Origin of the sequence: Streptomyces sp. NRRL S-1813, assembly GCF_000719605.1 — a bacterium.
GTDB lineage: Bacteria > Actinomycetota > Actinomycetes > Streptomycetales > Streptomycetaceae > Streptomyces > Streptomyces decoyicus.
Genome location: NZ_JOHB01000027.1, coordinates 94,113 through 106,190, shown reverse-complemented (window position 1 = coordinate 106,190; position 12,078 = coordinate 94,113). Strand labels below are relative to the sequence as shown.

At 72.5% G+C, this 12,078-nt stretch carries 12 protein-coding genes; 8 read left to right on the top strand and 4 right to left on the bottom strand.

Annotated elements, in window-relative coordinates; translation table 11 throughout:
- Nucleotides 1-76: 76 nt before the first annotated feature.
- A complete protein-coding gene (pspAA, locus tag IF67_RS0129570; RefSeq protein WP_030990826.1) occupies nt 77-355 on the bottom strand; it encodes a PspA-associated protein PspAA in 279 nt (92 codons plus the stop codon).
- A 56-nt stretch (nt 356-411) separates the two neighbouring features.
- Nucleotides 412-1,209 (bottom strand): PspA/IM30 family protein, encoded by a 798-nt coding sequence (locus IF67_RS0129565; RefSeq protein ID WP_078889702.1) that lies wholly within the window; start codon nt 1,207-1,209, stop codon nt 412-414.
- Between the two features lie 315 nt (nt 1,210-1,524).
- On the opposite strand from IF67_RS0129565, the gene IF67_RS0129560 reads away from it, so the two are divergent.
- Nucleotides 1,525-2,121: a DUF3043 domain-containing protein gene (locus tag IF67_RS0129560; RefSeq protein ID WP_030990823.1), complete on the top strand. Its 597-nt coding sequence runs from the start codon at nt 1,525-1,527 to the stop codon at nt 2,119-2,121.
- A gap of 159 nt (nt 2,122-2,280) precedes the next feature.
- Here the strand turns inward: IF67_RS0129560 and IF67_RS0129555 are convergent, their stop codons facing one another.
- Nucleotides 2,281-2,496, bottom strand: coding sequence for a hypothetical protein (locus IF67_RS0129555; RefSeq protein WP_030990821.1), 216 nt, complete (start codon nt 2,494-2,496; stop codon nt 2,281-2,283).
- A gap of 161 nt (nt 2,497-2,657) precedes the next feature.
- Between IF67_RS0129555 and IF67_RS0129550 the strand changes: the two genes are divergently transcribed.
- From IF67_RS0129550 to IF67_RS43940, 5 genes are all read left to right on the top strand, one after another.
- Complete coding sequence (locus tag IF67_RS0129550) at nt 2,658-3,962, top strand: bifunctional adenosylcobinamide kinase/adenosylcobinamide-phosphate guanylyltransferase (protein ID WP_030990819.1); 1,305 nt, start codon at nt 2,658-2,660, stop codon at nt 3,960-3,962.
- 105 nt (nt 3,963-4,067) lie between these two features.
- Nucleotides 4,068-4,814: a class I SAM-dependent methyltransferase gene (locus IF67_RS0129545; RefSeq protein ID WP_030990817.1), complete on the top strand. Its 747-nt coding sequence runs from the start codon at nt 4,068-4,070 to the stop codon at nt 4,812-4,814.
- Between the two features lie 16 nt (nt 4,815-4,830).
- Nucleotides 4,831-5,877, top strand: a complete 1,047-nt coding sequence (cobT, locus tag IF67_RS0129540; protein ID WP_030990816.1) for a nicotinate-nucleotide--dimethylbenzimidazole phosphoribosyltransferase — start codon at nt 4,831-4,833, stop codon at nt 5,875-5,877.
- A 139-nt stretch (nt 5,878-6,016) separates the two neighbouring features.
- Nucleotides 6,017-7,783 (top strand): phosphatidylglycerol lysyltransferase domain-containing protein, encoded by a 1,767-nt coding sequence (locus IF67_RS0129535; RefSeq protein WP_030990813.1) that lies wholly within the window; start codon nt 6,017-6,019, stop codon nt 7,781-7,783.
- Nucleotides 7,780-8,547 (top strand): hypothetical protein, encoded by a 768-nt coding sequence (locus tag IF67_RS43940; RefSeq protein WP_030990811.1) that lies wholly within the window; start codon nt 7,780-7,782, stop codon nt 8,545-8,547. Before IF67_RS0129535 ends, IF67_RS43940 begins: the two co-directional genes overlap by 4 nt.
- Here the strand turns inward: IF67_RS43940 and IF67_RS0129525 are convergent.
- Nucleotides 8,522-9,259 (bottom strand): hypothetical protein, encoded by a 738-nt coding sequence (locus tag IF67_RS0129525; RefSeq protein ID WP_030990809.1) that lies wholly within the window; start codon nt 9,257-9,259, stop codon nt 8,522-8,524. The genes IF67_RS43940 and IF67_RS0129525 overlap by 26 nt on opposite strands.
- Before the next feature lie 108 nt (nt 9,260-9,367).
- On the opposite strand from IF67_RS0129525, the gene IF67_RS0129520 reads away from it, so the two are divergent.
- Nucleotides 9,368-10,162 carry an adenosylcobinamide-GDP ribazoletransferase gene (locus IF67_RS0129520; RefSeq protein WP_030990807.1) on the top strand — a complete coding sequence of 265 codons (795 nt, stop codon included), beginning with the start codon at nt 9,368-9,370 and terminating at the stop codon, nt 10,160-10,162.
- Between the two features lie 198 nt (nt 10,163-10,360).
- A complete protein-coding gene (locus tag IF67_RS0129515; RefSeq protein WP_030990805.1) occupies nt 10,361-11,905 on the top strand; it encodes a leucyl aminopeptidase in 1,545 nt (514 codons plus the stop codon).
- Nucleotides 11,906-12,078 lie beyond the last annotated feature (173 nt).

Below are 12,078 nucleotides of genomic sequence, written 5' to 3'. Positions count from 1 at the left end.
GTAGCGCCCCGGTCCACCGAGGGGCCGGGGCGCTGTGCGCTGGAGTGGAGCGGTCGGGCCGGGAGCGGCCCAGGACTCAGCCCGGGATGAGGCCGTCGTCGCTGAGCATCTCCCGGACCTCGTCGAGCGAGGCGTCCGGGGACGGCAGGATGAGTTCGGAGGGTTCGAGGGCGTCGTCGGGAAGCGGCGTGCCGAGCCGGCGCACCTCGTCCAGCAGGGCCCCGAGAGTGCGCTGGAAGCCTGCTTCGTCGTTGCTCTCCATCTCGGCGAGCAGCTCATCGTCCAGCTTGTTGAGCTCGGCGAAGTGGGCATCGTCCAGCTTCACCTGGCCCTCCCCCATGATCCGTACGATCACGACGGTCTCCCTTGGTCCGGTCCGACGATCCCTGCGAGGCTATCCGCCGCCGGCCGTCACTGCTTGTCGAAACGCGGCCGGTCCTGCTGCGGGGCGGACTGCCCCTCGCCGTTCCGACCGCCCTCGATGGCCTGCTGGCCGGACGAGCCTCCCGCGAGCTCGGCCTTCATCCGCTGTAGCTCCAGTTCGACATCGCTGCCGCCGGAGAGACGGTCCAGCTCGGCCGTGATGTCGTCCTTGGCCATGCCGGTCGGGTCGTCCAGCGCGCCGGAGGCCATCAGCTCGTCGAGCGCACCGGCCCTGGCCTGGAGCTGTGCGGTCTTGTCCTCCGCACGCTGAATGGCCATGCCGACGTCGCCCATCTCCTCGGAGATGCCGGAGAAGGCCTCGCCGATCCGGGTCTGCGCCTGGGCGGCCGTGTACGTGGCCTTGATCGTCTCCTTCTTCGTACGGAAGGCGTCGACCTTGGCCTGGAGCCGCTGCGCGGCCAGCGTCAGCTTCTCCTCCTCGCCCTGGAGCGTCTGATGCTGCGTCTCCAGGTCCGTGACCTGCTGTTGCAGCGCGCTGCGCCGGCTCAGCGCCTCGCGGGCCAGGTCCTCGCGGCCGAGCGCCAGCGCCTTGCGGCCCTGGTCCTCCAGCTTGGAAGACTGGCCCTGGAGCTGGTTGAGCTGAAGCTCCAGGCGCTTGCGGGAGGTCGCCACGTCGGCGACTCCGCGGCGCACCTTCTGAAGCAGCTCCAGCTGCTTCTGGTACGAGTAGTCGAGGGTTTCGCGCGGGTCTTCGGCCCGGTCCAGGGCCTTGTTGGCCTTCGCGCGGAAGATCATCCCCATCCGCTTCATGACACCATCGCTCATGGGCCTCGCGCGCCCCCTTCTGGCCGAGTCACCTCGGGCTTAGGCTCCAGCACATCTACAGACCCCACAGTACGGGCCCTGGTTCCATTACCGCACTGTTCGCGCCCGGATGCGCTCCTCCTCCAGGACGATCGGGAGCGCGTCGTCTCCCGCGCAAGGAGTAGGGAGAGTCCGGACAAAGCCGCACGATGTCTGCTCTGTCCCGGTAGGACAGGGGTTCCGGCCCGGTCGGGTGCGGGTGAAGCGGGTGCCGTTGCCGGATCGTGCCCCGTCGGACCATGGTTCAGCCGCGGCGAGCACGTACCCTTGGGCCTTGTGTTCCGAAGCCGTTCGAAGGATGAGCAGGCCGCGACCGCCAAGGTGACCGCGGACCAGCCCCAGCAGCCCCGCGATCCGCAGGCCCCCAAGGGCCGCCCGACGCCCAAACGCAGCGATTCCCAGTCGCAGCGCCGCTCCCGTGCGCATACGCCGACCAACCGCAAGGACGCGACGAAGGCCCAGCGTGAGGCCCGCCGCGCCGACATGGCCCGCCAGCGCGAGGCCATGGCCAGCGGTGACGAGCGGTATCTGCCGGTGCGCGACAAGGGACCGGTACGCCGGTTCGCGCGCGACTACGTCGACTCCCGCTGGGCCGTCGCCGAGTTCTTCCTGCCGATGGCCGTGGTGATCCTGGTGCTCACCATGATCCGGGTGCCGTCGATCCAGAGCATCGCGCTGCTGCTGTGGCTCGTGATCATCGTGCTGATCGTGATCGACTCGGCGCTGATCTGGGTCCGCCTGGGCAAGCTGCTCCAGGAGCGCTTCCCGAACGAGAACCTCAAGGGCGTGAAGCCGTACGCGGTCATGCGCACGTTGCAGATGCGGCGGCTGCGGCTGCCGAAGCCGCAGGTGAAGCGGGGCGAAAAGCCGTAGTCGTGCGTGGTGCCGGGGTCGTCCCCCGTGCCGCCGGACCCTCGCCGTCGTGGTTGCGCGCCGTCGCGGCGGGATGAAGTGCTTGACTGCTGGGCCGGGTCCGTACGGACCCGGCCCAGCAGTCGTCAGGGCTCGGCACCCGGGCCGGTCAGCCCCGGCTCAGGCCTCCGCGTCCGCGTGCAGGCTCATGGGGCCCGTGTAGATTTCGGTGCTGTCCTCGAAGAGCCTCACCTGGTCGACGCCGCCTTCGAGGAGGGCCTTCCACTCCTCGCCGATCCAGGACTCCGCGTCGCCCTGGGTGGTGAACTCCTCCGGTTGCACGGCCGGCGCCGTCTCCGAACCGTCGGCCTTCTCGAACCGCCACGTCCACGCCATGTGCGCCTCCTGGATCCCACCGAGTACGAATCTGTGCCACCGCGGAGCGCGTCCTGACGCACTCCGCCGTGCCGTGCTTCCGTGCTGATCGGCAGCCTAACGGCCGTGTCGAGTCCGCCCCCGCCGCGCCCGCCGGACGCGGACGCGAGAAACTCGGCGGTGTGGATGTGACTCTCCTCGGCACCGGCGCCCCTCAGGGGCTGCCGCGGCCCGGCTGCACGTGTGCCGCCTGCGCGACCGCCGTCGGCGACGAGGCGCGGGCGGCGACCGCGCTGCTCGTCGACGATGCGCTGATGATCGATCTGACGCCCGGACCGGCCTTCGCGGCCGCCCGCGCCGGGCAGTCGCTGACGGGCGTCCGCCAGGTGCTGCTCTCGCATCCGCACGACGGTCCTGTGATGGAGGTGCCGGCCGGGCTGCCGCAGCCGGGCCGGGTCGCGGACGGGCGGGAGCTGGCGCTGCTCGACGGACACCGGGTGCGGGCCGTCGCCGTGGACATCCCGGGTACCGGCTATGAGATCTCCGGCGCCGCGGGCGAGCGGCTGCTGTATCTGCCCCCGGGCGCCGCCCCGGCCGGACCGGTCAACGGGAACGGGCGGACGGCGGGCGGCGGGGGCACGGGCGGCACCGGCCCCTACGACCTGGTGCTGCTCGACGTGCTGGAACGGCCCGATGCGCTGGCCAAGCTGCGGGCGAGCGGGGCGGTCGACGCGGCGACGGATGTGGTCGCGGTGCACATCGGCCACGACGTGCCGCCGGGGCCCGAGCTGCACCGCCGGCTGGCGGCGGCGGGGGCCCGTGCGGTGCCCGACGGCAGCACGCTGGTGGTCGGCGAGTTCCACGCCGTACCGGATCTGCCGCGGCGGACCCTGGTGCTGGGCGGGGCGCGCAGCGGGAAGTCGGTGGAGGCGGAGCGGCGGCTCGCGGCCTTTCCCGACGTGGTGTACGTGGCCACCGGGGGGACCCGGGACGGCGACCAGGACTGGGCGCAGCGGGTCTCGCTGCACCGTGAGCGGCGCCCCGGCAGCTGGCGCACGGTCGAGACCTGCGGTCTGGTGCCGCTCCTGGAGGCCGGGAGGCCGGGTGCGGACGCCGAGGCGCCGGGCACGGAGGCCGAGGGGCCCGGCGCCGACCGGGCGGGCGAGACATCGCCGCTGCTCATCGACTGTCTGGCGCTGTGGCTGACGCATGTCATGGACGAGGTCGGGGCCTGGGACGACGCGACCTGGGAGGCCGGTGGCCGGCAGGCGCTGCGGGAGCGGACCGATGCGCTGGTGGCGGCGGTGCGGCAGACGCACCGGACCGTGGTGGCGGTGAGCAACGAGGTCGGATCCGGCGTCGTCCCCGCGACTGCAGCGGGCCGCCGGTTCCGGGACGAACTGGGGCGGCTGAACGCGGCGTTCGGCGCGGAGTGCGAGCAGCTGCTCCTGGTCGTCGCGGGCCAGGCGCTTGTGCTGCGTGGATGACGGAGGCCCTGCGGGGCCCGTGTCCGCTGCGCTGCGTGGATGACGGAGGCCCTGCAGGGCCCGTGTCCGCTTGCCCGGCGGCGCGGCACCGGGTGCTCTTGACCCGTGACCGAATCCGAGCGGACCGAATCCGAAGCGCCGGCCGGGTGGGAAGCCGGGCCCGCCCGGGAGCCGGGGGCGCGCGGGCGGCGTTTCGACGCGGCCGTACGCGCCTATCTGGAGCGGCGTCCGGAGGCGACGGTGGTCGCGCTCGGCGAGGGGCTCGGGACCGCCTTCTGGCGGCTGGACAACGGGCTGCTGAACTGGCTGACGGTGGTGCCGCCGGAGACCGCCGCGGTGCGCCGGATACTGCTGCCGGACAGCGCCCGGCGGCGTACCGTCGCCCGCGCGGTGACCGATCACGGCTGGCTGGACGCGGTACGGGAGCCGGAGCGCGGGGTCATCGTGACGGCGCCGGGGGTGCTGATGCGGCTGCCGCCGCCCGCGGTGCGCGCGCTGCTGGCGGCCTGTGCCGAGCGGTTTCCCGGTGGTGCGCTGGTCTTTGACGCACCACCACGGCGGGCGGCCGTGCGGGCCCGGTGGGCCGGTGGCCGGTGGCCGGCGCCGGTGCGCTGGGGGCTGGACCGTGCCCAACTGCCGCGGGTGGCCGGTGCGCACCCGGGCATCGTCGCGGTCCGCGAAGTCGGCCCGGCGCCGGCTTCGCCGCGGCGGACGGCGCCGGGCGGTCTGCCGGCCCGGCTCGTGTGGCCGGTGCGCCGCATCCCGGTGCTGGGCGCGCTGACGCCGCTGGTGTGCGAGGTGCGCTTCGCACCGGCCGGTTCCCCCCGGCGCGCCTCGTCAGCCGTGAGTTGACGGTAATCTGCGCCCAATGAGCGCCCTGAACCTCGATGACTTCGCCCACCTGATCGAGCGCCCCGACGGCGGTGTGCGCCGTGACGCCGAGGAGCGGCGGGCACGGCTGGCCGTGCCGCCGGGTGCGCTCGGCCGCCTCGACGAGCTGGGCGAGTGGCTGGCCGCCGCGCAGCAGCAGGTGCCGGTACGGCCCGTCGGGCGCCCGCGGGTGCTGCTGTTCGCGGGCGATCACGGGGTGGCGGAGCTGGGGGTGTCGGCCCGGCCGGTCGGCGGCACCAAGGACCTCGTACGGGCCGTGCTGGACGGGGCGAGCCCGGCCGCGGTGCTGGCCCGTGGCGCCGGGGCGCAGCTGCGGGTGGTGGATCTGTCCGTGGACTGCGACCCGGAGGAGCTGCCGGAGGACGTCACCCGGCACCGGGTGCGGCGCGGTTCGGGACGGATCGACATCGAGGACGCGCTGACGGCCGAGGAGGCCGAGGCGGCGTTCCGGGCCGGGATGGCCGTCGCGGACGAGGAGGCGGACGCCGGGACCGACCTGGTGGTGCTGGGCGATCTGAGCGTCGGCGGGACGACGGCGGCGAGCACGTTGATCGCCGCGCTGTGCGGGACGGATGCCTCGGTGGTCACCGGGCGGGGCGGGGCCCCCATCGACGATCTGGCCTGGATGCGCAAGTGCGCGGCGATCCGCGACGCGCTGCGGCGGGCCCGTCCGGTGCTCGGCGACCAGCTGGAGCTGCTGGCCACGATCGGTGGCGCGGATCTGACCGCCATGACCGGCTTTCTGCTCCAGAGTGCGGTGCGCCGTACGCCGGTGATCCTGGACGGGGTGGTCTCGGCGGCCTGTGCGCTGGTGGCGCAGCGGGTGGCGTTCCGCGCGCCGGACTGGTGGGTGGCCGGGCAGGCGAGCGGGGAGCCGGCGCAGGCCAAGGCGCTGGACCGGATCGCACTCAACCCTCTGCTCGACCACGGCGTCACTGCTGGAGAGGGGACGGGGGCGCTGCTGGCCCTGCCATTGGTGCAGGCGGCCGCGGCCCTGGCGGCAGAACTGCCCGTACGCGACTGACCCGGCGCCGGCCCGGCCGGCCGTCGTACGCAGCTACCGGACGAGCGCCCGGCCCGGGCGCTCATCACTTCACGCCCGCACCGGACCACCGGCGGCGCCCCATAAGATCACGCTTTACACGTTTTATGGGAGACATCGCTTGAGTCCGGACGAAGACCGCCCTCGCGGCACGTGGTCGGAGCGTGGTGCCGCTTTCGGCATCTGGTATCTGCGCACGGTCACCTTCATCAATTTGCTGAGCGCGGTATGGGTGTCGTTCGGCAATGACATCCGCAGGCACAACATCGCGGAATTCTTCACTCCGTATCTGCTGACGGCGGGGTTCGCCTCCGGCGCTTTCTCGCTCTTCCTGTCGGTGACCCTGCGGCGGCGCAAGCGGGCATCCTGGATTTTGAATCTGGTGCTGTCCGGGCTGCTGGCGCTGCTCTTCGGATTCGGGATGGTGGCGGCCCCGGAGTTCCGCGGGCATGTGCAGAACTGGGTGTCGCTGGTATTGACCGTGCTGTTCGCCGCCGCGCTGGTGGCCGGGCGCCGCGAGTTCTCGGCGAAGGGCGACCGCGCGAACCCGAAGCTGGCGGCGACGGTCGCGGCGGGCGGTCTGCTGATCGCCTCGCTGCTGGCGGCGCTGCTGGTGACCGTCACCAACACCGCCGGGGACGGCGCCTCGACGTTCGTGCAGCGCTGGCGCTACGGCCTGATGCGGCTGGTGTCGCTGGCCGCCGACGACCGCGCGTTCCCGGAGATCGCCACCCCGAACTGGGTCAATGTGGCGATCAACGTGCTCAGCACGCTGCTGCTGGTCGCGGTCCTGTGGGCGGCGTTCCGGTCCGTGCGCAGCACCGACCCGATCACCGAGGACGACGAGGAGCGGCTGCGTGCCCTGCTCGCGCGGCACGGCGACCGCGATTCGCTGGGCTACTTCGCGCTGCGCCGCGACAAGAGCGTGCTCTTCTCCCCCAGCGGCAAGGCGGCGGTCACCTATCGCGTGGTGGGCGGGGTGTCGCTGGCCTCCGGCGATCCGCTGGGCGACCCCGAGGCCTGGCCCGGGGCGATCGAGGTGTGGCTGGCCGAGGCACAGGAGCACGGCTGGGCCCCTGCGGTGATGGGCGCCGGCGAGGAGGGCGGCACGATCTACGCCCGGCACGGCCTGGACGCCCTGGAGCTCGGCGACGAAGCGATCGTGGACACCGCGGAGTTCACCCTCGACGGCCGGGCGATGCGCACCGTGCGGCAGGCCTACAACCGCATCAAGCGGGCCGGCTACACGGTCACCATCCGGCGCCACGAGGACATCCCCGCACCGGAGATGGCGCACCTGTTGCGGCTGGCCGATGACTGGCGCGACGGGGAGACCGAGCGCGGCTTCTCGATGGCGCTGGGCCGGCTCGGCGACCCGGGTGACGGGCGCTGCGTGATGCTCGAATGCCGGGACGGCGGCACGGACGGGGCGGAGGGCGAGCTGCGGGCGCTGCTCAGCTTCGTTCCCTGGGGCGAGAAGGGCCTTTCGCTGGATCTGATGCGGCGGGACCGGAACTCCGAGAACGGCCTGATGGAGTTCATGGTGCTGGAGCTGATCCAGCGGGCGAAAGAGGTGGAGATCACTCAGCTCTCGCTCAACTTCGCGATGTTCCGTTCCGTCTTCGAACGTGGATCGCGGCTCGGCGCGGGCCCGGTGCTGCGCCTGTGGCGCTCGCTGCTCAGCTTCTTCTCCAGGTGGTGGCAGATCGAATCGCTCTATCGCGCCAATGCGAAATACCGGCCGATCTGGGAACCGCGGTACATGCTCTTCGAAAAGAGCACCGATTTGCTGCGGATCGGAATCGCCGCCGGCCGTGCGGAAGGCTTTCTGGAAGCGCCGGGTCTGCCCAAGTGGCTGAACCGCAAGCACCTGGAGAACGTGAGATGAGCTCTGCTGGGGCGGGGCGGCGGGAGGGCCCTGCGCCGGGGCGGCGGGAGGTATCCGCGCCGGGGCGGCGGGAGGCACCCGCCCTGCGTCGCTTCGCGCGTGCCGAGTGGGGCCCGCTCCTGCGGACGGTGCGCTCCTCGCTGGTCACGGACAAGCTGCGGGCGATTCCGCTGACGCTCACCGCGGTGTGTCTGACCCTGGCGTTCCAGTTCGTGCAGAACCAGGCCTGGGGCTATCGGACGGTCCAGAACATCGGCTCCGTACAGGCCTATGAGCATCTGTGGGTGGCGCTGCTGCGCACCCCGCTGTCGCTGTTCGTACCGGCGCTGGACCTTCCGGTGTGGGGGGCGCTGGCGCAGATCCTGGTGGTCTTCGGGATCGCGGAGATCTGTGTGGGCTGGCGGCAGACGCTGGTGGTCGCCTACGTCGCCACGCTCGCCGGGACGATGTACGCCCGGATCGGCATCTGGATCGGCCCGGTGAGCCCCGTCGGGCTGCCCGACTCGGACAAGTACGTCATCGACACCGGGCCGTCGGCGGCCGTCGTGGGGCTGGCGGTGTTCGTGTGCTGGCGTTATCGCGCGCGGTTCACCTGTGCCCTCGTCGTCGTGGCGATGGTCGTCGAGGTGGTGTCCATCAAGAACAACCTGGCGGGCAAGGAGCATGTCGCGGCGGTGCTGGCGGTGCTGGCGGTGTGTGCGCTGGGGGAGGTGTGGCGGCCGCGCGACGGCCGGCACGTCAGCGGCTGGGGGCACCCCCGATGACATGCTCGACCTTGCGGCGCAGCGCCGACCAGCGGCGGTCGTGACGGTAGGCGCGGACCCGGGCACGGGCCCGCGCCTTCGCGCGTGTGCGGTAGAAGCGCCTGGCCCAGGGCGAGTTCGGCCGGGCCAGCCGGATCGCGCCGAAGAGCGCGACGAACGGCACGAAGACCCCGATGACCGCGATCCGGCCCTTGCCCTTGGTGAGCGCGACGAGCGCGAAGAGGAAGTTGACGGCCACGGTCCGCACGACCGTGAAGCGGTCGGTCGCCTCCCCCGGGCCGATCTCATTGACGCCGAAGGGCAGGAAGCCGCACAGGATCAGGGCGACCAGGGCGAAGGTGAGGATGACGATCTCGACGCTCTTGGTCCCCTCCTCGGTCCAGTACACGTCGTCGAGGTGGAGGATCAGCGCGAACTCGTCCAGGACGAGGCCGACGCCCATGCCGAAGAGCACCGCCGCGACACCCGCGCCGAAGCCGCGCCGGCCGCCCGCAAGGGCGATGAAGCCCCCGACGACCATCAGGATCACTCCGGGCACGACGTGGTGGACGTGGACGCCGCCGGGAGTGATGTTGCGGAAGGGACCCTTGCCCGCGCGGATGAGCCGGGTGATGGCCCGGGTCACGAGGAACGTCAGCACGAACGAGACGAGGGCCAGCAGCAGCGGCAGCTTCCCCGGCTCGACGATATTGCGGTACCACCAGTGGCCCATCCCGCACGCTCCCATGTGTCGCGTATGGACACCTCACCACCATTAGGCCCTGTTTCGGCGGCCAGGACCGGCAGCCAAACGCGTCGGACGCCCGGATAGCCTGCCGCGGTGACCGACTCCCCCGCTCCCCCGGCCCCCTCCGACGCCCTGCGCTTCGCCTTCGGGACGCTGACCGTGCTGCCGGTACGCGTCACCCGCTGGGACCGGGAGGCGGCGCGCGGCGGAATGCTCTGCGCGCCGCTGGCCGGTCTGGTCGTCGGGCTGTGTGCGGCCGCGCTCGGCGCGGCGCTGCTGCTGCTCGGCGGCGGTCCGCTGCTCGCCGCGGTCGCCACCGCCGTGGTGCCCGCCGTACTCACCCGCGGACTGCATCTGGACGGGCTCGCCGACACCGCCGACGGTCTGGGCAGCGCCAAGCCCGCCGAGGAGGCGCTGCGCATCATGAAGCAGTCCGACATCGGCCCGTTCGGGGTCATCACGCTGCTCTTCGTCCTGCTGGCGCAGGTGGCCGCGCTGGACCAGCTGTACGCGGACGGCTGGGCACCCGGCGCCGTCGCGGCGGTCGTTGCGGCGGTCACCGCCCGCTGCGCCCTGACCCTCGCCTCCCGCGCGGGGGTGCCGGCCGCCCGCCCGGAGGGACTTGGCGCGGCGGTCGCGGGCACCGTCCCGGTGCGGGCGGCGCTGCTGTGCACGGCGCTGGTGGCCGCCGGATGCGCGGCCGCCGGCGCCGCCTTCGGCCCGTACGGCGCGCTGCACGCCGGGCTCGCGGCGCTGCTCGGCCTCGGGCTGGGCGAACTGCTGCTGCGGCACTGCCGGCGGCGGCTCGGCGGGGTGACCGGTGATGTGTTCGGCGCGCTCGCGGAGAGCGCCGGGCTCACGGCGCTGGTCGCGATGACTCTCGGATAACGCCCGAGCGCGCCCCTGCGTCCGCCCAACTCACCTGGAAGGAAAGCGAGTTGACCTGGAACGCCGACAACTGCCGAGGCCCCGTTATGTGCCGGTGTGGTATTGGACGGGCCTTGCGGCGCCGCCGAGCGTAGGCTCGGCCGCAGCAGCGCCCTGGGCGCAGACGGATTCCCCGGACGGAACAGGACCTTTATCACCGTGACTGCACTGACCCTCAGTACTTCTTCCGCCGCAACGGTGCGTGCGGATGCCGTCGTCGTCGGCGTGGCCAAGGGCGCCAAGGGCGTCGTTGTCGCCCCCGGCGCGGAGGCCGTGGACAAGGCCTTCGGCGGCAAGCTGGCTGCCGTGCTGGAGACCCTCGGCGCGAGTGGTGCCGAGGGCGAGGTGACCAAGCTGCCCGCCGCGGACGGCCTCAAGGCGCCGGTCGTGCTGGCGGTCGGCCTCGGCGAGGCGCCGGGCAAGGACGACGGCTACGACAACGAGGCGCTGCGGCGCGCCGCGGGCAGCGCCGCCCGCGCACTGACCGGCAGCAAGAAGGCCGGCTTCGCGCTGCCCGTCGAGGACGCCGAGGCGGCCGCCGCGGTGAGCGAGGGCGCGCTGCTCGGCGCGTACTCCTTCACCGCCTACCGCAGCAACGGCAACGGGCAGAACGCCAAGGGCACCAAGAAGAACGACGCCAAGTCGGCGCCGCTCGCGGAGGTCGCGCTCCTCGGCACCAAGCCGCGCGACAAGGACTTCAAGGCCGCCGCTGAGCGCTCCCAGGCGCTGGCCGCGGAGATCAACCGCGCCCGCGACCTGATCAACATGCCCCCCAACGACCTCGACCCGAAGGCCTTCGCGGCCGAGGCGCAGGCGGCGGCCAAGGAGTTCGGCCTCAAGGTCGAGGTGCTGGACGAGAAGGCGCTCAAGAAGGGCGGCTACGGCGGCCTGCTGGGCGTCGGCCAGGGCGCGGAGACCCCGCCGCGGCTGGTGCGGATCGCGCACACCCACGCCAAGGCCACCAAGACCCTGGCGCTGGTCGGCAAGGGCATCACCTACGACTCGGGCGGCATCTCGCTCAAGCCGGCCGGCCACAACGAGACCATGAAGTGCGACATGAGCGGCGCGGCCGCGGTCTTCGCCGCCGTCGTGGCCGCCGCCAGGCTGGGCCTGGAGGTGAACGTCACCGGCTGGCTGGCGCTCGCCGAGAACATGCCGTCCGGCTCCGCCACCCGCCCCGGCGACGTGCTGACCATGTACAGCGGCAAGACCGTCGAGGTGCTCAACACCGACGCCGAGGGCCGTCTGGTGCTGGCCGACGCGCTGACCCGCGCCTCGGAGGAGACCCCGGACGCGATCGTGGACGTCGCCACCCTCACCGGTGCGATGGTGCTGGCGCTGGGCAACCGCACCTTCGGGATCATGGCCAACGACGACGCGTTCCGTACCTCGGTCCACGAGATCGCGGAGGAGGTCGGCGAGCAGTCCTGGCCGATGCCGATGCCGTCCGAGCTGCGCAAGGGCATGGACTCCCCGGTTGCCGACATCGCCAACATGGGTGAGCGGATGGGCGGCGGTCTGGTCGCCGGACTCTTCCTCAAGGAGTTCGTCGGCGAGGGCATCACCTGGGCCCACCTCGACATCGCCGGCCCGGCCTTCCACGAGGGCGCTCCCTGGGGCTACACCCCCAAGGGCGGCACGGGATCCGCGGTGCGCACCCTGGTGCGCCTGGCCGAGCGCACCGCCGCGGGCGACCTGGGCTGACGGTCAACCTGGGGAGATTCCTCCCCCTTGCCCGTTATATCCCTACGGCCCCGGGCATACCGCCCGGGGCCGTAGGTGCGTCTGTGCCGGTGTTCGCCCTCAACGAAATCCGTACGCCAGTACGCGCCAGTAACCCCTACGGGGCGGTTGATCGTCCGCCCCGGGCCCGGCCC